This window comes from Streptosporangium sp. NPDC002607 (assembly GCF_053592655.1).
Map to the genome: position 1 here is coordinate 127,581 of NZ_JBSFWD010000010.1, position 21,073 is coordinate 148,653.

The window sequence follows — 21,073 nt, forward strand, 5'->3', positions numbered from 1 at the left end:
AAGCTAGGAGCGATGTGTCTTCCAATGCTCTCTTAACCATCTGACGTGTCCGGAGGAGAGAGCTACTAGGAGCGGAGCTCCATGAAGGCGTCCGTACTCACCGAAGCGAGTGATGGACGACGCAACATCGATGGTCTTGGTATCTGGGTGGACAGCTAGTTGCCCCAGGTCGAAGAGACGATGAATGTCACGGCGCATGAGCATGCCGCCGTGGGAATGGTGGGCTGCGTGGTCAGCGTAGCTGTACAAATGCGCAGCCTCCAGAGCAGCTGCCGGAGCCGGACCAGTGAAGGCGCACATATCTCCGTGCTCTTGGAGGAGATTTCGGCGGAATTCCGCTTGGCCGATCCGCACACGGACGGTGGCTGTGGAATGGCCGCCTCGGACGCGCTGTTGCGTGATCCGAAGGAGAGGGAGTGCGAAGTCTCCGAGGCGCTGACTGATCTCTGTGATGAAGGCCGGCCAGTTGAGCTTTCGGAAGCTGTGTTGAGTTGCTGGGATGAGGCACAGCTGTCGAAGCTCACTGCCGGAAAGTGTTCCCGCCAAGTCGATCCACGCGACGTCATGATGCGAAGCATAGGCGGTCACATCCTTGTCCTGGCGGACCGCTGTGTCGAACTCGCTCTTGCATCCGTAGCAACGGTACTTAAGACGTTGCTGGCTACGGGTTTTGATGCTCGAATTACCACAGCTCGGACATTTGTAAATCGGCTTCTGGATCTGGGTGGTCGTGATCTCTTCGATCACCGAGACACCCAGCAGCGCATGTTTGTCCCAGAGCGCGATGACGTCGCCAGCCGCGACGGCGGCTGAGTGGGGAACGGTACTGTCCCAGCGGTAGGAGCTCCTGGGCACATCGAGGTAGCCGTCATTGCCTCCATGTTCTCGCTTACCCGACACGGTCAATGCCAGCCATGCTGCCGGCTCGCTCATGCTGCCTCCAAGAAGTCGAATCTAGAACATCAACGCTGGCCAAATACCTACGACAGGAAAATCGTAGCGATCCCTCGAAACCGTGGAGACTTTCCGCTTTCCCTCCGTCGCGGGACATTCACGGGATGATCTCATGAACGAGGCGGGCTGAGCATAGCGTCTGCGCTGGTCAAACCGCGTAAGCCAGCCTTACGACCATCGCTCTCCTAAAGCGGGTGTCGCATGTTCGAATCATGCCGGGGGCACTCTTCTGACCAGCGGATACACCCCTGACCTGGAGTGATCCACGATCGCGCCTCAGCGCACCTAGGCAACCGAACGCAGCTGTAGGCAGCCCTGCGCCAGTGGCCGCGGAATATACACGGAATGATCTTGACGGCGTTTCCGCAGGCCGTCCCCAATTCGGCGAACCACCGGCACGCCAGAGCCTCCCGATTCCATAGCCGCCTCAGAGCCCCCAACAGAATGATCTCTGTGCGGGTCATGCCCATCGTGTAGATGAACCGGTCAGCGGGCTGGCTGGAAACCGCATGTGGATGAGCCCACGGACTACGGACGAGGGCTGGAAGCGCTCTCCAACTCGGTGATGTACGTGACATCGGTGTCCGAGGGCAGGCCGAAGACCTCGCGGGCCTCTTCTCTGACCACATCGTGCATGTCCGAACCGGTGGCGGTCAGTTTCAATGCCCGCGGTGCTCCTCCGTGAGAGAACATCTCGCGCACCGAAGGGACATTCAGGTCCCCGTCCAGAGGTTCCTCCACCTGCCGTACAGTGAAGCCTCCGTTGACCGACTCGACGGTCAGAAGAAGCGAGGTCCGGTAACCGGTGCCGCCGACGAGCAAGGTCCCAGAGCGGGCGAGTTCCTCACACGCGGCCACGATCCCGAGCAGTAGTTGAGAGCTTTTCCGGCGTACCTCCACGAATTCCTCATGGCAGAACACGCGCGGACTCAGATCCGGCCTGTCACTGGCCAAGGCATAGCTTCCGGCACGATCGGGATCTGTCTCCAAAAAACGGTCAGCGGCCTCAAGGAGCGCCTCGCGCGTCGAGGAGTCGACCGAGACAACCTCCTCTTTGGCTGTGCCAGGGTAATCAGACCAGGACGGTTGCAGCGCGGACCAAGCGGCGGCCGCGACCCCAAGCGCTAGAGCGGCGCTTCCCCCTGCAGCCAGCCACCGGCCCGAAGCCGCCATTCGTCCCCCGTGCGGTTTTGACATCGCTGCTCCCCTGGTTTCAGCCGAGCCGCTTTCTGTTCTTCTCACCGCCGCTACAACGAGAGATCAAAGCACAATGTAGATCATTTTGTTGTGAGTTCTCAGAGGGCGTTTGATCTGCGTTGTTTGCCCTAGTACGTCCCTCGCCAGGTTGGTGTGGCTTTGGGCTTTCCCTCGTAACGTAGAGACATTGGTCCTCCCCTCGTACCGTGGAGGTCTGACCTAAGTCATGGGAGAGGGCTTTTTGAGATCTCTGAGCCCTGCCGAAGATCAGAGACCACAGGCCGACCGCGACGGTCACGTCCTGTGTGAACTCCTCACAGAATGATCTCCCAAAGCGTCGCGACGGTACGGTGTGCCGATGGGGGACATCTACGAACTCGTGCTGTCGGTGAACATTCGTGCTGACGTGACCAACGACGAGCTCGCCGAGCTGCAGTGGCATGTGGGGCAAGGGCCACGACCTGAGCGGCTGCCGATCGGCTCTGACAGATACGTGGAAACCTATCCACTCGGTGATCCCGACGACCCCGATTGCGAGTGGGAAGACGCGGAGGCGGAGCCCGTGTTCGCGCAGCGAGGCGCTGCCTGGCGGGTAGGGGGCGCGCTCGTCGCCGAGTTGGTCGCGCGAGAGCGATCGGACGGCTGGGCGCTGACGGTACGCCAAGAACTCCATCCCGACGACTTCTACCGGCTCCGGACACTGCTGGACTGGCTCGGCCGGTGCTCGGTCAGCGCACATGCCGGCGGTGTCGAATCCTTCGTCGGCTACCTGCGCTTCCACGAGAGCGCTGAGATCGCGCCACTTGTTCTCCTGAACGGGCGGATTCGCGTGCCGGAGGACATCGAATCGCATACCCCGCACTGGGAGGACGCCACGTTGTGACCGGTCCGGCCCGTGACATGGTGGAGGAGACAGGTGATCAGGAAGGATCCGCTGAGATTCGGGCCTGGACGGGCATGGTGCTACTGGCTGATGTTTGTGCTGAGCGTCGCTTTGGTGCTCACAGTCGGAGTCCATATGGCCAACCGTGACGACCTGGAGAAGGCGAGGCGATCAGTCACCACGCCGGCCGAGGAAGACGACACGTCGAACGCGAAGATCATCGACAAGGATCAGCGCATCGAGATTGACGAGGACAGCCCGTTCTGGCCGCTGATCGAGGAGCTTCGAAGTGCTTCCCCTCACAGCGATTCCACGGCTACGGATTCCAAGAAGGAGTGATCGGGCCGGCTGCGAGCGGCCGCCGGCCCTGGAGAGGTTATGGAATGATCATGTTCCGGGTGACTGTTGATCGAGAGATCATCGCAGGTCAGAGCAGGTGTCTTGCTGGATGAGCGATCGCACTCCTAAGCGGGTGTCGCATGTTCGAATCATGCCGAGGGCACTCTCTTGACCAGCCGGTAGGCCCCTGACCTGGGGCTTAGTGCTTTCTCTCTTGATGATCACATGCAGCCGAGTGCCGCCGTAGGCAGCCGCATGTCAGTGGTCACGGGATATACGCGGGATGGCTCTGGACACCTTTGCCCAGGTCGAGGCGTGAACTTCTGTGTGGCAGAGCCTCACCTACCGCCGTCCACGGTCCCGGCGTTCCCGCCGCGCGGAAAGCTGGACACCATGACCTCGTATCAGGATCAGCTACGCGCTCGTTTCCGTGCCGCCCCTCTTCAGCCGCCGCCCGCGCCGTGGCAGCCGTTGACCCCAATAGCGGTGGGCGGTCTGTCCTGTGTCGGGTTCGGTGCGGTCCCCGAAAGTCACGATGACCTGTTGCTCGTCGTATCAAGCAACGGCAGAGGCCTGTTCGAGTGCTCGACGGGCACCCGGATCGCTCGCGACCCGGACCCCGATGCTGGGTGGCCCGACACCAACGAGCTCGTTCATGAGGGGATCGGCCCGCTTTCCGGCGTCGCCGTGCCCATGGCCGGCCTCTGGGGAGGCGGTCTCCACACCACCACGCCCGATGGCTGGACGGTCGATGTCATGGCCCCGGACTGGCCCGTTGAGAGTGTGATGCTCTCCTTGAACGGCAGTCCCTATCGAGGCGAAGCCGGCTCATCCTGGTGGCATGTTCATCGAGAGGATTCCTGCGAGCTGCGCGCTGTCGGTTTCTCCCCCAGCGGCAAGACTCTTGCGATCGCCTCAAGCTGCACGCTGACGCTCTTCACCCGACCGCTTGGTCCTGGCTAGAAAGCAGAACGGATACGTATCCGGGGTCCAATCATTGAGAGCATCGTCAATTTTACCGTTGATTCGGTGCCGTTGCCCCTCCATGCACTCGTCATAGACATGGAGTAGCCAGCTGGTGAGGTGGACGGCCCGAGGATGTCTTCACATATGTAGCCACAGCCATAAAAAATCCATTGCGGTAGTCTCGTGATCAATGAGAGATTCTCGGTCTACGCACACCCAACACCTTGAAACGCCTACGGAAGTGGGACGATGGTCAGACGGTTCACGCGTAAATTCGACCCCCAGAAGCCTCGCGACTACGAGGCTGAGCTCTACGATACTCACCAGTCCCAGCAGCGACCCGCCATCCCCCGTGCGCCTATCGGCTCAGCCTTGGTTCTGCCTGGCTCCCGGCCCCACGCCCTCTACCATTCCCTTCACGACTGCGCAGCCCTGGTAGCCGACACGTATCTGGCAGAGCATTGTGGACATGAAGCCCGAGTCACCGTATCCAAGCTCAAGCTTGTCCGTACGATGAAGGATCGAGTCGGATGCGTCCTGTGCCTGCCCACGGAAACCGACTACACGAAGATCAAAAACTGCCTGATATCGACCAACTCGGGACCTCTAGAGGGCATGCTCCTGCAATGGCGACGAGACCGAACGAGGCGCTGGCACGGGATCGTGGTCTATAAGCTGCGAACTCACCTCGTCGCAGATATTCGGGCAGCTGGAGAGCTACAACCGTTACCTGCCCGTCAGTAGCCAGGCGGCTACTGCGGCGCCAGACCGGTAGCGACGTGGCGGCGCGCTGACCCGGCACGCTTGCCGCTCATACTCCTCGGCGAGTGCGTCGACCATCGAGTCGAACTCATCCACCACCCGCAATCACCCCTCATTCGGCGCTGTGGCATTCCCGTATTACTGTGGCTCAGGCGACAAAAGGGAAAGTCGTAACGTCGTTCGCGCGACGCGGTGGCGTACAAGGAGCGGCTGGCGGAGCTACCTTGTCCACATGCGACGGGTCGTCGGTTTATTCGCCATCGGAGCACTTGTTTTTGGAACAGCCGGGTGCACTGTTCCCAGAAACGGGATCACCGGCATCACCATTGACGCCGTGGGAAACCTCGTTGTCGTTCTCGCCTGGTGTGGTCGCCAGCCCGACGCAGTGATTGTCTATCACGATCGTTCCTCTGAGGGGGCCGCCGCCCCTTCAGAGTACGAACCTTCCTCTGGCGGCTCATCCATAAAGGATGCCGTCTACGTCGCTCCTCGTATTGAGGGTGGGATCGCGTCTTTCCGCCTTGACGCACCCGACAGCGGATGGGAAGCCGTGCTCAAGCCTTCGGCGTTCGATTCGACCATCACCTACAGCGCATACGGTGCGACCAATGACAACAGCTATTCAACACGTCATGTCCGGTTTCGAATAGGTGATGCGGAAGAGCTCAAGCGCAGGCCGGGCACCGTGCTCGACAATCGGTACGATCTTCAGACGGGGGAGGAGTCCAACGTGTTCGTGCCGCGGGCGGAGTTCGATCGGCAAGGCCAGGAGGAATCCTGCCTGGAGTAGAAATCCCCCAGTCCGTCGGCCGCGACACCGGAGAACGTTGACATCCGGGCGGCCCGGTGAAGAGAACCCGGCCGGGTCAGGGAGCATTCGAGGAAATGGCCCTGAAACGGGAGCCCTGTGTCGGCCGGGGTGAAGTGTCAGGGGACACCGGGCCGGAAGCCAAGGATTCTCAAGACGGAGCGCGTTCCGGACTGGCGGCGGCCACCGCCGCATCGGCCGTCGTCAGCGTGACGCCCGCCGAATCGGCCGACCCTGTTCACATGGTTGCCCAGAGTCACAAAGATGTATCCATTCATTGACCGTATACAGGCCAAGTGAAAGGATCTGCCGACTCGATCGGAAATACGCCCCGGAGTGGCCTGTGAACGGAACATTCATCAGCGAGTCTGGATTTACCCCTAATGGTAGTAAAACGCCCAAAATTCTCCCCGTCGGGATGGTCTTCACCTTCGCCGACATGCCTTTTAAGCTCGAAAATGGAAACGTCCGGATCACGATCGGCAGCGAGACCGGCTGGGTGGACGCCGCGGCGGTGGTCTCCGACGCCGACGCGGCCCAGGTCGAGGCACTCGTCACCGTCGGATCCGCGCCGTCGATCCAGGACGTCACGAGCGTGCCGGAGTTCGCCGCCCACTGCGAGGCGGTGCAGTCCGCCATCACGAACCTGACCGACGCCGTTCCCGGCCGGGCGATGCTGAAGGGGCGACTGGAGAAACACCTCGACCGGTTGTCGGGTCTCCTGCTGAAGGTCAGCGCCGTACGGAAGGTGGCCGAGCAGGCCGCTCTGCACTTCGCCACCGAGGACAGCGCAGGACGGTGGCCGACCATGTTGCGGCTGTGGGCCGGCCGCACGGCAAAGGAGCGCGAGGCGGCGTTCAAATGCATTCCCCCCGAGCTCGCCGAGGCGCTCACCGATCTGATCGAGGTGTACGCGGACGGGGCGGCGGACTTCGACAGCGCGGAGGCGGAACACAGTGAGCTGTCCATCACCCTTCGGGTGGCGCTCGACACGGCGACGCTGCGCCCGGGGACCTTCCTGACAGACGAGATGCAGGCGAAGGCGGCGTACGCGAAGCTGCACCTGCACGGACCGAACCTCTTCTCCACTCAGAACGGTTTCATGGTCGAGCTGCCCGAGCCCCGTGTCGCCAAAGGGCTCACCGTCCACTCCAACGACGTGGTCCTCGACAAGCCGGCGGAAGTCCCCGACGAGAAGCTGCCGAAGGTGGTAAGCCTGACCCAGGAGAAGGAGAAGCTGTACCTCGGGGGCGGGCCGAGTGGCGATGACGTGTGCCAGGGAAGCCTTGGCGACTGCTATTTCCTGTCCCTGCTCGCGTCCATCGCCGACCACGACCCCGATCAGCTGAAGCGGATGATCAGGAAGAGCGAGTCGGCCTTCCTGGTCACGTTCACTCGGACGATCTCCTTCATGGATCGATCGTTCCGGCTGCCGCAGCTCGTCGAGGTCGAGCCGCTCTTCGCGCAGAGCACGACCTTGGGTGCGAAAAACATCCTGCTGGGGGCCCGAGCCAGGGCCATATGCGGGAACTCCGTGGTGCGGCGCCGCAGGACCCTGGGGGGCGACGTGTACCTGGAAGAGGCGTTCCCGGTGACGACGGCCATCTGGGTGCCGATCATGGAGAGGGCGTTCGCCGCCTTCGTCGCCGCCTACGGCCTCTACTTCACCGACGCTCCCACCGAGGACGCCCCGGAGGAGGACGGCTATCGCCTGATCCGTGAAGGCATGCAGTTCTCCGAGGTACTTTTCGCCTGCCTGTACGGTCACCGGCTCCGCTACAGCCGCGGCGTGAAGGTGGAACCGTTGGGCAAGGCGGTCGTCGAGCGCCCGGAGCGGCTCGACCTGGTGACCGGCGAGCTGTTCAACATGCTGCTCATGGTGGCCGATCAGGCGGCGGGGAGCTCGCCGTGCATCGCGGTGCCGACCGCCTCGGTGAGCTGGCGAAAGGTCGGTGCGGAGCTGATCGCGCTGGGAGAGCGGTACGAGGGCCCGTTGGCACAGTACTTCGCCGAGATCGGGAAGAAGCTGCGGCCCGTGCTCGACGAGGAACGTGACACCGTCGCGACCCTGACAAACGATGCCGCCTTCCAGAACGCGTGCGCGCAGGTCACGAAGACTCTGCGGCCGCTCCGGCCGAAGGACCTCTGGGCGGACAGGGTCGTCAGGCTGCTCGCGTCACTGGCGGAGCCGATGGCCGAGCATGGCCCGTGCCCCTACATCTTCGCCCGCCACGAGTATGCGATCAGCGGGGTCCGCCTGGTGCTCGCGGGAGACTCGCCGGCCCCCGACTACGTGACCAACCCCGCGCTGGACACCGCGCTGACGAACGCGGCGTCACTCGTCAAGGCGGTCGCCGCTCTCGACCTCCAGAAGTCGACCGTCACCCTGCGCAACCCGCACCACCGAGGCTCCCCCGACCTGGACGGGAACCTCCCCTTCGAACAGAACACCGGGCTGTTCACCCTGTCTCTCCAGGAGTTCCTGAACTTCTTCCACGACGTCCAGTACGCCGTCGTCAGCCGCCACGCCTGACCACACCCGCATGGCCCGTCAAAGGTCCAGGCCGTCGGCCATGCCCGTGGCCGTCGCGGCTGAGGGGCCGCGGCGATTCCGGGCGCCGAGCCGGTCGACTCGGGTGGCTCATGGGCCACCCGGCGGCATACGGTGCCCCCTGCCGGTACTGCTCGACACCGGCGAGGGGTACATGGGTCTTTTCCCGAAACGGGCGACTTACCCGCATACCCCGGGCAGGTCACACACCTTCTTCGTCATCTTCTTCGCCTGATTGACGATTTTCTTGCCCGCTCCCAGACCGTTGCCGATGTCGGTGTAGAAGAACAGCGCGGCGCCCCGGCGGGCGACGATTCCCAGCTCGGCGGGCTCACGCTCACGCTTCCCCTGCTTGTACAAGTGACCTGAGACAGACAGGGCCTCGTCTCCGACTCGCAACGGCTTGCCGACGTAGCCGAACCCGGAGCCGGTGTCGCCCTTCGCCGTTGCCCGCCTCGGGCACCTGGCCAGGTCCGCCCGAAGCTTACGGAACGCGGCCTGGGCGGACCTGGTGCTCCTGTACAGCACGAGCTGTTCGCTGCTCCCGGCGGGAGCGCTGTTCGAGTATGTGATGGTGCGCATCGCGACCCGGCCGTCGCGGGGTTTCCCCTTCGTGCCACAGGGATTGAGTTCGAGCTGCCGGGACAGACTGTTGCTGATCTTCCACCACTCCTCGCCCTCCACGATCGGTCCCGCGGTCGCTGCGGGCTCGGTCAGCAGGAACCCCTTGGGGATCTCGGCGGCGCCCGCGCGGGCCACGCCGGTTCCGCCCAGCAGCGATCCGATCACCAGTACTGTTGCCATCGCTTGGTTGATCACAACTGTTGAGACGTGGGGCTTTCTCGACGGGTTCCCCGCTTCCTCACGACGAGTTGGGCGTAGAAGGAGCCTCCCGCAACTCGCCCCTGGCGAGGGTTTGGTCTGGCTGCCGGGGTTGGGGTCTCCCGGGACCCATCAGGGATGGCCCCGGCGCGATCTTGCACCTCGGCCGGGCGCACCGTTACCGCCCTTCGCCAACGGCTCGAAGCTCGTGGGCGGACAGGAAGTCGATGCGCCTGCGCGTCCGGTACTACCCGGCCGATACGGCCAGGTAGTACCTCGGATAGCCCGTCCAGGTGCGGCACGGCGCCCGCGAAGTGAGAGCCGTGCCGTCGAACGGGAAAACGGCGGCAACAGGACTCCGCCGCGACGGGCTACGCGACCTTGCCGGCCGGGGCGGTCCAGGTGTTGCACGACTTGGGGTTGCCGGTGGAGTGGCCCCGATTGAACCAGTAGGCCAGGTTGGCACCCTTACCGAATATGTCGAACTTGCCCTTGTCCGCCTCGGCCTTCGCCAGGCCCGCCAAGCGTTTGGCATCCTTGGCGGGGTAGCCGAGAGCGGGCCACAGGCTCTTGGCGGTCACTCCGCTGATGCACTGCGCCTGCAGGTTGTAGCGGCGAAGCTGTTCGGACATCTCAGTGCCGTCGTCGGCGTGCAGGGCGTTGTAGGCCTCGGCGATGTCGACCATGTTCAGCACGTGCTCGCCGTACGCCGAGCTCAGCCGCGCGAAAATCTGAACGTCGTCGGACGCCTTGATCCAGTCAGAACGGATCTGCACGATGAAGTTGGCGTGTCCTCCGCAGTAGAAGACCGCTGATTTCTTCGGGCTCAGCGTCCGCCCTCGGCAGTCGGTCTTGTACTTGCCCTTCATCTCCACCAGGGTCGGGACGAACTGCAGGTTGGCTTCCTTGAGGTAGGAACCCCAGGTGTTGTTCAGGCAGGAGATGATCGCGTTGACGTGTTTCGTGACCGAGGCCAGGGTCTTTCCCTTGGCGGGCTTCTTCGCGCATGCCGCGCCGGGGAGCTTACCGGCGGCGTAAAGAGAGTTGTTGGTCAAGTCCGGGGCATCGTTGACCGGATATGCGTAGGCACTGGTCGTACCGGAGAAGAGCAGGACGGACGCCCCGGCAGCCACCATGATCGCACGAGTCTTCATGGCGATGAACATTAGGGGTATATGTCTAGAAGCGGTAGGCATTTGACATACGTCCGCTCCTTCCCTTATCTCGAAAATGGGCAACTTGGGCTGCATCATCCCCGGGTCGCCCACTGATTCCATGGCAAGACGTTGTGGCCTATGCGCGTCATACGTATCTCTTGAGCAGCACAGCATCATGAAGATGGGCAGGGAAGCGATTTAACGCGGCCTGTACGGCGCGCACGGCCGCGGTTGGCCGACCAGGTGCTCGGGGCCGTACTGGGAGCAGGTCTCCGCCAGGCGTGTCTCGGCCTCGACCGGCACGGCTACCATTCATGATCGTGTCGATGCGGTTGAACCTGGCAAAGATCGATGTCGAGCTGCTGGAGTCCGTACGGGCGAACCCCGCCCTGATCGGCACGGTCCTCTTCAACGGCGGGCAGACGCCTGCCGGCTTCCAGCGGGAAACCGACATGTTCGGCGATGACCACCGGACCCTCGACACCATCGCGGAGGGCAGGGCCGAGCATGGGAGTACGCGGTGCAGGACGCGCGTCCCCGGGCGAGCGGCCTCACACCAGCGGATGCACCTCGGGGTGTGCCTCCCACCAGCGTCCGAAGAGAGGATTGTCGTGCACATGGTCGATGAACGCCGCGGCGAGGCCGCGATAGAGCGCCCCGGCGGTCGCATCGCCCAGGCGGTCCCTGTGCCACGCGACGAGCAGCCGTGCCACCTGTGGCTCTCCCATGAGCGGTCGTACGGCGGTGCCCGGCGCCGCGGTCCAGCAGGGATCGACCAGCCGCACGCCGTGCCCGTCCGCCACCAAGGGACGGCCGGCGCCGCTCGGCGCCTCGAAGCGTAACCTGGGTTCGAAACCGGCCGCCCGGCACGAGGCCCGCAGCGCGGCAAGGGAGCCGTCGTCGGCTCCCGGAGGGCTGATCCACGCCTCGTCCTTGAGGTCGGCCAGCCGGATCTCCTCGTTTCCCGCGAGCGGGTGCCCCGCCGACAGGGCGACGAATATCGGATACCTGTATACCAGCGCCCGGCTGGTGACCGGCGGCGCCAGCGTGACTTCGAAGCCCTCGATGACACCGAGCAGCGCCGCGTCGAGCCGCCCGTGCGTGAGCGCCTCCGCCAGCAGCGCCGTGGAGGGCTCGATCCGTAGTGAAATCTCGCGCCCGGGCAGGACGTCGCCGACCCGGTTGACGATGCTGCCTACGCAACCGACGTGGACCGAGCCCAGCCGCAGGGATCGGGCCTCCGACGGCCCATGCAGGTCGCCGAACAGCGCGTCGACCTCGGACAGGACGATCCGGGCGCGGGCGATGACCTGGCTGCCAAGCGGTGTCGGCTCCACTCCGGAGCGGCTGCGGACGAAGAGCTCGCCCCCGACGAAGGTCTCTATCCGGCGCAGCAGGTTCGTCATGGCCGGCTGGGAAAGCCCCACCTGGGCCGCCGCTCTGGTCAGGCTGCCCGACTCTGCTATCGCACAGATCATACGGAGATGACGGATATCGAGATCCATAACCGAGAATTATGCGGCAATTAATGACCAGCACCTGAATTTTCGGACAAAATTCATTTCTCCCCCTTACGCATCCCTGCTTCTTCCTCCTTCCCGCCCCCGTCTCCACCAGCCCGGGGATGCCCCGGCGCTTCGTTCCGGCGCGCCGCGAGTCCGGCCACGGGTTCACGGCGGCGCTGTCGGCGGAAGGGCGGGGGCGGCGGTCGCAGGTGGGGCAAGGCCATCCGGCCGAGCGACACGAAGACGATGGCATCGAAGCAGCCTGCTGAGCCGGACGAGCAGGTACTCGCCCGCGACCAGCGACCAGGCCACAGCCACGGTAATGGGCCCGCCGGACCGCCACTCGATTCGCCACCAGAGGGCGGGCGCCATCGTGGCCGCGCGATCAGACTGCGCGCCGCAGGTTCCGGGCCGGCCACGTGTGCTGCACGAGGCCGGACGACACCCGCTTGTTCACACCGAGCCAACCCGCTCCGCCGCAGCTCGGACTGGGCTGCAACGAGGTCATAACCAAGAACTATGTGCGCCTTTATGACCGCTGGTTTGGTTTCGTCACCAAACTACGGGCGGCAACACCTCTTCGCTCTCCGAAATCCCTGAGCCACGTGGCCCGCCGGTCCGCCAGGACCCGGCGGAGCCCCCGCCGCGTCCTGGCCCGTTCCGGCCGCCGCGGCATCCCCTGTCACATCCAACCTCACGCTCGTTCTTCCACACCCCCCGGAGGTTGCTCGTGGGAATCACCCCACCCCTGCGCGCGCTCAGAAAATCGTCACTGGCCGCGCTCGTCCTCGTCCTCGTCCTCGTCCCGGCCCTCGGCCTGGGGCTCGCCCTACAGCCGGCGGCCGCATCGGCCGCCACCGAGCCCATCGCCAAGCCCGTCGTGACGGCATCCGCGGGTAGGACGCCGCCCCCCGCGCCGGCGCTGCTCGCGACCGACGGCGCCGACCACGTCCGGCGTTCTCCGCTCCCGGTCAGCGAACGGGCGCCGATGCCCTCCTCCAACGAGCGGCTGCGCCATGACTACGATCGGCCCGAGCCCGCCCCGGCGCACCCGCGCCCGTCCATGAAGGAGAAGGCGAAGTCCGCCGCCACGGTGCAGGCGGCGGCCGCGTGCAACGTGAGCGACTTCACCGGCCGGACCGGAAGCGCCCTGGTCCAGCAGATCAAGTCCTCCACGACCGACTGCATCAACACCCTGTTCAGCCTCACCGGCAGCGACGCCTACTACGCCTTCCGCGAGGCGCAGATGAGCAGCGTCGCGTACGGCCTGCGTGACAACGGGTCGTACTACCCCGGTGACAACTCCACCGGCACCGCTCAGCTCGTGCTCTACCTGCGCGCCGGCTACTACGTGCACTGGTACAACGCGTCCACCGTGGGCACGTACGGCTCGTCGCTCAAGACCGCGATCGAGGCGGGCCTGGACGCCTTCTTCGGCAACTCCAAGTCCTCGGCGGTGAGCGACGCCAACGGCGAGGTGCTGGCCGAGGCGGTCACGCTGATCGACAGCGCCGAGGAGAACGACCGCTACCTCTACGTGGTGAAGCGGCTGCTCAACGGCTACAACAGCTCCTACAACGCGAGCTGGTGGATGCTGAACGCGGTCAACAACGTCTACACGGTGCTCTTCCGCGGCCACCAGCTCCCGGCGTTCGTGACCGCCGTCCAGTCGGACCCCAGCGTGATCGACACGCTGTACGGCTTCGCCGACAACAACTGGAACCTGCTCGGCACCGACCAGAGCTACCTGGCGTCGAACGCCGGCCGGGAGATGGCCCGCTTCCTTCAGGAAACCGCCCTGCGGTCGAAGGTGCGGCCGATGGCCAAGGCCCTGCTCGACCGCGGCAACATCTCCGGGACGACCGCGCCCATGTGGGTCGGCGTCGCTGAGATGACCGACTACTACGACAAGGCCAACTGCTCCTACTACGGCACCTGCGACCTGCAGGCGCGGCTCGCGGCCGCCATTCTGCCGATCCGGTACACCTGCAGCTCCAGCATCACGATCCGTGCGCAGGCCTTGACCTCCGCGCAGCTCACCACCGCCTGCAACAGCCTCAAGAACCAGGACGCGTACTTCCACAACCTGGTGAACGACGGCAACCGCCCCGTGGCGAACGACAACAACACCACCATCGAAGTCGTCGTCTTCCACTCCAGCACCGACTACCAGAACTACGCCGGGACGATGTTCGGCATCGACACCAACAACGGCGGCATGTACCTGGAGGGCGACCCGGCCGCGGCCGGTAACCAGCCGCGCTTCATCGCCTACGAGGCGGAGTGGCTGCGGCCCGCGTTCGAGATCTGGAACCTCAACCACGAGTACACCCACTACCTCGACGGCCGGTTCGACATGTACGGCGACTTCACCGCCGGCATCACCACCCCGACCATCTGGTGGATCGAGGGCTTCGCCGAGTACGTGTCGTACTCCTACCGGAACGTGACCTACGACGCGGCGATCACCGAGGCGGCCAAGAAGACGTACACGCTCAGGACGCTGTTCGACACCGACTACTCGCACGATACGACCCGCATCTACCGCTGGGGTTACCTGGCCGTGCGATACATGTTCGAGAAGCACCCGGCTGACGTCACCACCGTCCTCGGCAACTACCGGACGGGCAACTGGAGCGGCGCCCGCACCTTCCTGACCAGCACCATCGGCACCCGCTACGACAGCGACTGGTCGAGCTGGCTCGCCGCCTGCGCGTCCGGCTCCTGCTCGGGCGGCGGCAGCACGAACAAGCCGCCGACCGCGAACTTCACCTTCACGGTCGGCAGCCTCAACGCGACCTTCACCGACACCTCGACCGACTCCGACGGCACGATCGCCTCGCGCTCGTGGGAATTCGGCGACGGCACGTCCTCGACCGCGGCGAACCCCACCCACGCGTACGCCGCGGCGGGCACCTACCCGGTGAAGCTGACCGTCACCGACAACGGCGGCGCCACCGCGTCGACCACCAAGCAGGTGACCGTGACGTCCGGAGGCGGCACCCTGCCCGAGTGCACCTCGTCCGACACCAGGGAGCTGGGCAAGAACTGCCAGCGCGGCAACGTGTCCGCGACCGCCGGTAACCACGCCTACTTCTACCTGTACCTCCCGGCCGGCACCACCAGGATCGTCATCACGTCGTCTGGCGGCACCGGGAACGCCGACCTCTACTACAGCCCCAGCACGTGGGCCACGAAGTCGGCGTACACGCAGCGGTCGACCAACTCCGGCAACAGCGAGACCCTGACGATGACCAACCCGGCGGCCGGCTACCACTACATCAGCCTGTACGCCACCACCGCATTCTCCGGGGCCTCGGTGAAGGTCGAGTACTGACGCTCACCATCGCCTCATAACGGCTGATCATCCATGCCGGGACCGGGCCTCACGTCCGGTCCCGGCCCTCGGCACCGCCGGCCGGATCTCGACGCCACAGAGATTTCACCGCGGCACCGGCACGACGCAGTACCGACACACCCCGGCCGGGACCGGCTCACGCCGGTCCCGGCTCTGCGATTTCATATGTGGACTTCGGCTTTTGGGATGAGAGGCTGAGATCATTCCGGTCAATGCACCTGCGCATCGGCCACTGCCTGACCGGCCGAGCGGTGTCGCACATCGGATAGGGCACGCGCCCGAAGAAGACCCGGAGAAACCTTCTCATCCAGCTGATGACGATCGTCTAAGTTGTCAGTGGTGCTTTGAAAAGTGCGATCGGGGGTGTTCGCGGTGACCCCTGGACGGCAGGCGGGTCGCGGTGCCGACGGCACGGACGTCGCCGACAGTGTCCTTCGAAGCCGCGATCGGGAACCTCCCGTCCCGGTACGGACGCGGGTGAAGCGCCGTCCCCGCATGATCGCGGCCGCGCTGCTCATGGGAGTCTGCGCCTGCGGACCCGCCGTACCGCCGTCGGCCACCGACGGACAGGCTCCGAGCGTCCCTTCCGGAGAAAGTGCTTCGCCGGAGTGGCTTGGCCCGTCGGAGACACCCCCACCCGTGCCCTCTCCCGTTCGGAAGGCCGAAACGCCTTTCGTACGGGCCTATCCCCGGGCCAGGATCCTGTGGATCCCTGCCAAGGACACGATGTCCCGTTCCGTCGTCGGCGTCCTGCCCAACGGGCGGCTCATCGTCCGCAAGTTCTCCCGGTACCTCCCTTACCTCGACCACGTCGACATCCTCGACCCCGTCACCGGCCGCAGCACGCTGCTGCAACGCAAGAACAGGGAGTCGTACACCGCCGCCGCCGCGGCGCACGGCACGCGCGTGGTGAAGCTCCTCGGAAACGACGAGCCGGGCGGATGGATTCTCGAGGTCACCGACATGCGCACCGGCCTGACCCGGCAGATGATGAACACCTGGGGCGTTCCCGGGGGGTACTGCGGGACCGGCTGGCAATACCCCGTCGACCTCCAGTTCCATCGGGGCGAGCTCTACTTCTCCCGGTGCGTCACCGGCACCTCCGGAGACGTGGGCGTCTACCGCATGGGCCCCGGCGACAGGACTCCCCGGCTGTGGCTGCAGGGGCTGTACGACATCGCCTGGGAGGGCGACACCTTCCTCGCGAGGTCCCCTGTCATGGTGCCGGATTCATCGGATCCGGGGGAGTTCACCGGCTCGCCGCCGGCCCGCTACGGCCCGGACGGGGCCAGGCGCGGCGTTCCCGATCCGGCCTCGTACATCGCCCAGGTGGGCAGGGACCGGGATCGCCTGGAGTACGGCGACGGCACCGTCGCCGGCCTGAGCCCGCGTGCCAAGAACGTCGATATCTCGCGGCACGGGCGCTTCGCGGCGTGGCGCGAGGACGGGGTCGGATGGCTTCTCGACGCCCGGACACGTACCGCGGTGCGCCTGCCAGGCCAGGAGACGGACAAGGTGAGCATCTCCAATGCCAGGTACCTCCACTGGAAGACGGCGGGCGGCTACCACGTCCTGGACCTGGCTGCCCTGAACGACCGGGGTTGAGCGCCCTCATCTCCGGCGTAGACCGGAGCCGGGCCGTGCGGCCGGGCTCCCGGCAGGAACACTCCCCCGCATGATTTCTCTCCGGTTAGAAAAGCCTTATGACAGAGCGGGGGGAAAGCTCTCTTAGCGTCTCGGGGCTGCTTCGCCATGGGCCGGGGACGCGTCTTGTTCTGCACTCTCCAACTGGGCTAGACAGGTCGCATGACAGAGACGTCAGCAACCGAACACCCCCTTCCACAGGTCGCCGAGCGGCAGACCTGGCAGGCGAAGATCGACGAACTCCGGGTCAAGGAGAAGGCCCACACCAGGGCCGGGGACGCACTGGCCGCCGAACGCCGTCGGCTGCCGATGGTCGAAGTCGATCCGCAGACTCCGCTGATCGGAGCCGACGGTCCGGTGCCGTTGATCGACATCTTCGGCGGCCGGTCCCAATTGATCGCCTACTTCCAGATGTGGCACACCGGTAGGCCCGCGGCGGAGCAGTGCGAGGGCTGCACCTTCTCCACGACCCATATCAACGAGTTGTCCTACCTGCACTCGCGGGACGTCAGCTACGCGACCTTCTGTCAGGGACCGTACGAGGAGAGCTCGCGCTATCGCGACTTCATGGGCTGGACGATTCCCTGGTACTCGGTGCCGCAGGACGCCGTGGACCGGTTGGTCGCAAACCGGCACTTCGGCATCCTGGTCACCTATCTCCGGGACGATGACAAGGTCTACGAGACCTACTGGACCACCGGCCGCGGCAACGAACTGATGGCACCGTCGTACGGACTGCTGGATCTGACCGTCTACGGCCGGCAGGAGTTCTGGGAGGACTCGCCGGAGGGCTGGCCGCAGCGCTGGGGTTCCAAAGGTGGTCAGTTCCGGCTGGACGGCCGCCCGACCGCCCAGTGGTCACGGATCAAGGTCGGACGCAACGACGACCTCGGCACCTCATCCGATGATCATCACCAACCGCACCGCCACTGAGTGAGCGTCCAAGAACTCGGCAGGCGCATGGTCACAAGGCGACAAAGCACGGCGTGTAGTGGAGCTCCTGGTAGGTCGACGGTTGTCCAGGCCGGCCGTTCACCAAGGTGAGGCACCGTGCACCGCCAACGTCGGTCGCACGCCGCGTAGACTGTTTGCCCAGCTCAGGCAACGTGCGCCACCGCTCTCCTACAGCGGATATCTGGCATCACCGGACGTGATGATTCGCCAGGGGCCCGGCCTGTGGGACCTACACCGCTATAAGCCGCTAGCACTGTCGGCGCCGTTTCGCGCGGTACTTCTAACTAGGTTCGGAGACGGTCGACCCATCGAACGTCAAACCCCGGCGCGAGATCGCGGCCGCCTCCTCCGTACGGTCCGTTCGTGTCATCATGACCACGAGAAGGGGCAGGGCTTCGGCGTTCCCGCAGGACACAACGGCATCGCGCAACAAGCTCAATGCCTCTTCCGTCCGTTCCGTGTTAAAGAGCAGCACGGCGGCCCGCCGCACCGAGCCGGCTCGTCCTGCCCGCGAGGCTGCTCTCACCATCTCCACGACTTCCGCAACATGTCCGTCCTTGAGGAGCCGCCGCACGAGCTCCTGAATCGCCGCATCGACTCCTTCCGCCGCCGCCGAGCGAAGCAGTCGATCGGATTCCTCATCCCTGCCGAGGTCGCGATACACCTGCGCCAGCAAATAGCGGGCCTTGGCGCCATGTAGTCCGATCCCAGCCTGTAGGACCTCGACACACGCCTCGCGCCTGCCTGACTTCGTCAGCAGGTCGGCGAGAGCCGAGAGCGCCTGAAAGTCGAGATCGACCAACCGGCGCAGGAGATGCTCAGCTTCGGCCTGGCGGTCGCTCTTGAGCAGCAACTCCGCCAGCAGCAGACCAAGGCCCGGATCCTTTTCCGGAGCGGCTTGTACGTCGTCCAGGGCTTGAAGGGCCTTGCCCCTCATGGGCTCGTCACCGAAGAGGCCGGTCAGTGCCTTGCTCGCCTCGTTGAACCGGCCGGCCATCATCCGCCGTCGCAGCCGCTCGCCGTCGGATCCGGGATGCCTCTGGCGCAGCAGGTGCAGCAATGCGCTCACCACCTCGGGGAACGCCGTGGCCGCCCGCATGTCGCGTTCGAGCAGTTGCCACCTCGACAGTTCAGTCCGGCGACGGGTGGGCGTCACTACCGCCCTGTTGTCGAGGAGGCGTCTGATCTCCTCCGCCTCGTTCGTCCGGCCGAGGCGTTGGAGGAGAATGAGCAGAAGCCTGGCAGCGGACCGGTCTCCCCTGCGGAACGCCGTCCGGAGCAGCTGCTCGGCTTCTCGCTTTTGTCCGCCGTTGTACAGCAGGGTCGCGAGTTCGCGTTCGGCCTGCGGGTTGCCGTTGGCGGCCATCCCGCGGAGTACCTGCTCTATTTCCCTGCCGCGGCGTGCCCGCCGCAGCATGGCTAGCAGTAATTGCTGCGCATAGATGTCCCCAGAGTCGGCGGCTTGCCGAAGCACGTCCTCAGCCTCGCGTGACCTGCCCATCTGCCCCAGCAGCTGCCACAGCGACGACCACGTGGACAGCCTGCCCCGGGAAAAGGACGCCCGCCACAATGCGAGTGCCTGGAGGTAGCGTCCACGGCTGGACGCGGACGCTCCCAAACGCTCAAGGTCGTCTGCATCGCCGCTATGGACGACCAGCGTTCGCCACATCTCGTCGGAGACCGGCGAGCAGCGGCGCGCCGCACGGCCCTGCTGGTCGATGAAGTCCGCGAGCACGTAGCCTTCGACGCGACTCTCCGCTCGTGACGTCGCTGTCAGGAGAGAGATGCCGCCTCTGAGCGGCTCGCACGCGTACCCCAAGGAGTCCTCGAACCACCCTGGCGGAGCGGCGGCCCGTTGCGGCCCATTCAACGACGCGACACTGAGCTTACGGAGCAGTTCGGCAGACAGCGGGCTGAGGTGCCCCAACCGACGTGCGTCGATCGCGGCGTTGACGACCGCCCGCTTGTACGGGTCCGGAGCGTCCTCCCATCGGCTCATGAGATCGGGCCCGCCGGACAGGGTCTGTGTGACCCCGTATCCGTTGTCCAGTGCCGTCAGGGCGGTGGCCAATCGGGAATCACGCTCGGCGATCTGGTGCGCGCTCTTCAGTTCGGTAGGCGTGAACGCGTCCGGGACGGAGATCTTCGTCGCGTTTTCCAGTAGCGCCCGCACCTGGTGGTGAGGGTCGGGCGTGCCCGGCCGCGGCGTCCTGGTGTAGGCGAACCAGTATTCGGGCCACATGGAGCCGATGGCGACGACTTCCGAGGTCACGGTGAGGAGACGACGTATTTCCGCCGCGGCGGCCTCACCGTGGTCGCCCTCGAAGTAGATCTGGCTCTCGTTCAGCCACAAGACGGTGCGCGGTTCGACTCCTCCTTGCAGAGTGGCCAGCAGATCGGTGGCATGCAGGGGGTGCAGGAGCGTCCAGTCGGGCAGGCACTTCGCGACGGCCTCATATGCGCTGCGTGTTTTTCCAGTCGAAGAAGTCCCGACCAGCATCACCAGTGCGGGATGTTCCGGACTGTCCAAGACGTGCCGCAGGAGCCGGTCGTGGTCGCGCTGCACGTACGTCGGGAGCCTCCGGGACAGCTCAGGCCTCTCAATGGCCAGGTCCAGCGCGATCGCCGGATGCACGCCCAAGGCGATCGGATCGCTCTCCTTGACGGTCGGCGTGGACGCGACCATGGCAGGCGTACCCTCTGGGGCGCTGCGGTCAGCGGGGCGGGATTGCGCGATCTGGCTCACCATGGCAGCCCCGACGAGCAGAGCGGTCACCGTCCAGGTGAGCGGGACCCACCACCACGCCTCTATCTCCACGGTGCTGGTCGCCAGGTTCCCCACCAGACCGATCGCCACCGGAATCGCGACCATCGCCACCGGCGACGCCGCCCAGCGCCTCCCACCGTCCCCGCCCATGTGACTCATCATCACGGCGTGCGCCCCTAACGGACAATAAGCCCCGGCAGGCAGGTCGGGCGGTATCGGAGCGCCGTGGTAGGCCAGGTTCACGGTTAACGAAATCGAAGGCGTGATGTCGCCAAGGTGCGGCCGGTTGCGGTCAGGCATCCGTGGACGAGGTCGCTGTGGTACTGGAGTCTGCGAAGTCCTCGACGCAGGCTGCCGAGCAGGTGGTCGGGGTCGGTGAACCGGGAGGAAAACCAATGTGCGCAGA

16 protein-coding genes are annotated in these 21,073 nt (G+C 65.1%); 9 read left to right on the plus strand and 7 right to left on the minus strand.

Annotated elements, in window-relative coordinates:
• Positions 1-3: 3 nt before the first annotated feature.
• On the minus strand, positions 4-249 hold the full coding sequence (locus tag ACWD3H_RS14690) for an HNH endonuclease (RefSeq protein ID WP_451955385.1): 246 nt from the start codon (positions 247-249) through the stop codon (positions 4-6).
• On the opposite strand from ACWD3H_RS14690, the gene ACWD3H_RS14695 reads away from it, so the two are divergent.
• Positions 160-813 (plus strand): hypothetical protein, encoded by a 654-nt coding sequence (locus ACWD3H_RS14695; protein WP_451955387.1) that lies wholly within the window; start codon positions 160-162, stop codon positions 811-813. The genes ACWD3H_RS14690 and ACWD3H_RS14695 overlap by 90 nt on opposite strands.
• Before the next feature lie 669 nt (positions 814-1,482).
• Here ACWD3H_RS14695 and ACWD3H_RS14700 read toward each other — a convergent pair.
• A complete protein-coding gene (locus ACWD3H_RS14700; protein ID WP_451955320.1) occupies positions 1,483-2,151 on the minus strand; it encodes a hypothetical protein in 669 nt (222 codons plus the stop codon).
• A gap of 358 nt (positions 2,152-2,509) precedes the next feature.
• On the opposite strand from ACWD3H_RS14700, the gene ACWD3H_RS14705 reads away from it, so the two are divergent.
• The 5 genes from ACWD3H_RS14705 (at position 2,510) to ACWD3H_RS14725 (ending at position 8,442) form a co-directional block, all read left to right on the plus strand.
• A complete protein-coding gene (locus tag ACWD3H_RS14705; protein ID WP_451955321.1) occupies positions 2,510-3,034 on the plus strand; it encodes a hypothetical protein in 525 nt (174 codons plus the stop codon).
• A gap of 33 nt (positions 3,035-3,067) precedes the next feature.
• The gene (locus ACWD3H_RS14710; RefSeq protein WP_451955322.1) at positions 3,068-3,373 is read left to right on the plus strand and encodes a hypothetical protein; all 306 of its coding nucleotides are present in this window, start codon (positions 3,068-3,070) and stop codon (positions 3,371-3,373) included.
• A 393-nt stretch (positions 3,374-3,766) separates the two neighbouring features.
• Positions 3,767-4,336 (plus strand): hypothetical protein, encoded by a 570-nt coding sequence (locus tag ACWD3H_RS14715; RefSeq protein ID WP_451955323.1) that lies wholly within the window; start codon positions 3,767-3,769, stop codon positions 4,334-4,336.
• 997 nt (positions 4,337-5,333) lie between these two features.
• Positions 5,334-5,891 carry a hypothetical protein gene (locus ACWD3H_RS14720; protein WP_451955324.1) on the plus strand — a complete coding sequence of 186 codons (558 nt, stop codon included), beginning with the start codon at positions 5,334-5,336 and terminating at the stop codon, positions 5,889-5,891.
• Between the two features lie 457 nt (positions 5,892-6,348).
• Entirely contained in the window at positions 6,349-8,442 is a 2,094-nt protein-coding gene (locus tag ACWD3H_RS14725) for a C2 family cysteine protease (protein ID WP_451955325.1), read from the plus strand.
• Between the two features lie 198 nt (positions 8,443-8,640).
• On the opposite strand, the gene ACWD3H_RS14730 is transcribed toward ACWD3H_RS14725, so the two are convergent.
• The 4 genes from ACWD3H_RS14730 to ACWD3H_RS14745 all read right to left on the minus strand — a co-directional run bounded on the left by ACWD3H_RS14730 (position 8,641) and on the right by ACWD3H_RS14745 (position 11,944).
• Positions 8,641-9,264 (minus strand): hypothetical protein, encoded by a 624-nt coding sequence (locus ACWD3H_RS14730; RefSeq protein WP_451955326.1) that lies wholly within the window; start codon positions 9,262-9,264, stop codon positions 8,641-8,643.
• Positions 9,265-9,653: 389 nt separating this feature from the next.
• A complete protein-coding gene (locus ACWD3H_RS14735) occupies positions 9,654-10,436 on the minus strand; it encodes a neutral zinc metallopeptidase (RefSeq protein WP_451955327.1) in 783 nt (260 codons plus the stop codon).
• Positions 10,437-10,744: 308 nt separating this feature from the next.
• The gene (locus ACWD3H_RS14740; RefSeq protein ID WP_451955328.1) at positions 10,745-10,909 is read right to left on the minus strand and encodes a hypothetical protein; all 165 of its coding nucleotides are present in this window, start codon (positions 10,907-10,909) and stop codon (positions 10,745-10,747) included.
• Positions 10,910-10,990: 81 nt separating this feature from the next.
• The gene (locus tag ACWD3H_RS14745) at positions 10,991-11,944 is read right to left on the minus strand and encodes a LysR family transcriptional regulator (RefSeq protein ID WP_451955329.1); all 954 of its coding nucleotides are present in this window, start codon (positions 11,942-11,944) and stop codon (positions 10,991-10,993) included.
• A 730-nt stretch (positions 11,945-12,674) separates the two neighbouring features.
• Between ACWD3H_RS14745 and ACWD3H_RS14750 the strand changes: the two genes are divergently transcribed.
• The 3 genes from ACWD3H_RS14750 to ACWD3H_RS14760 all read left to right on the plus strand — a co-directional run bounded on the left by ACWD3H_RS14750 (position 12,675) and on the right by ACWD3H_RS14760 (position 17,879).
• A complete protein-coding gene (locus tag ACWD3H_RS14750) occupies positions 12,675-15,281 on the plus strand; it encodes a collagenase (protein WP_451955330.1) in 2,607 nt (868 codons plus the stop codon).
• A 747-nt stretch (positions 15,282-16,028) separates the two neighbouring features.
• Positions 16,029-16,907 (plus strand): hypothetical protein, encoded by an 879-nt coding sequence (locus tag ACWD3H_RS14755; RefSeq protein ID WP_451955331.1) that lies wholly within the window; start codon positions 16,029-16,031, stop codon positions 16,905-16,907.
• Positions 16,908-17,108: 201 nt separating this feature from the next.
• Complete coding sequence (locus tag ACWD3H_RS14760; RefSeq protein WP_451955332.1) at positions 17,109-17,879, plus strand: DUF899 family protein; 771 nt, start codon at positions 17,109-17,111, stop codon at positions 17,877-17,879.
• Positions 17,880-18,180: 301 nt separating this feature from the next.
• On the opposite strand, the gene ACWD3H_RS14765 is transcribed toward ACWD3H_RS14760, so the two are convergent.
• Positions 18,181-20,967, minus strand: a complete 2,787-nt coding sequence (locus ACWD3H_RS14765; RefSeq protein WP_451955333.1) for a hypothetical protein — start codon at positions 20,965-20,967, stop codon at positions 18,181-18,183.
• Positions 20,968-21,073 lie beyond the last annotated feature (106 nt).

Bases quoted from the DNA above. Each gene is read 5' to 3' on its own strand.
- ACWD3H_RS14700 (WP_451955320.1), bottom strand. From the start codon at position 2,151: ATGTCAAAACCGCACGGGGGACGAATGGCGGCTTCGGGCCGGTGGCTG.
- ACWD3H_RS14705 (WP_451955321.1), top strand. From the start codon at position 2,510: ATGGGGGACATCTACGAACTCGTGCTGTCGGTGAACATTCGTGCTGAC.
- ACWD3H_RS14715 (WP_451955323.1), top strand. From the start codon at position 3,767: ATGACCTCGTATCAGGATCAGCTACGCGCTCGTTTCCGTGCCGCCCCT.
- ACWD3H_RS14720 (WP_451955324.1), top strand. From the start codon at position 5,334: ATGCGACGGGTCGTCGGTTTATTCGCCATCGGAGCACTTGTTTTTGGA.
- ACWD3H_RS14725 (WP_451955325.1), top strand. From the start codon at position 6,349: ATGCCTTTTAAGCTCGAAAATGGAAACGTCCGGATCACGATCGGCAGC.
- ACWD3H_RS14730 (WP_451955326.1), bottom strand. From the start codon at position 9,264: ATGGCAACAGTACTGGTGATCGGATCGCTGCTGGGCGGAACCGGCGTG.
- ACWD3H_RS14735 (WP_451955327.1), bottom strand. From the start codon at position 10,436: ATGAAGACTCGTGCGATCATGGTGGCTGCCGGGGCGTCCGTCCTGCTC.
- ACWD3H_RS14745 (WP_451955329.1), bottom strand. From the start codon at position 11,944: ATGGATCTCGATATCCGTCATCTCCGTATGATCTGTGCGATAGCAGAG.
- ACWD3H_RS14755 (WP_451955331.1), top strand. From the start codon at position 16,029: ATGTCCCGTTCCGTCGTCGGCGTCCTGCCCAACGGGCGGCTCATCGTC.
- ACWD3H_RS14760 (WP_451955332.1), top strand. From the start codon at position 17,109: ATGACAGAGACGTCAGCAACCGAACACCCCCTTCCACAGGTCGCCGAG.
- ACWD3H_RS14765 (WP_451955333.1), bottom strand. From the start codon at position 20,967: ATGCCTGACCGCAACCGGCCGCACCTTGGCGACATCACGCCTTCGATT.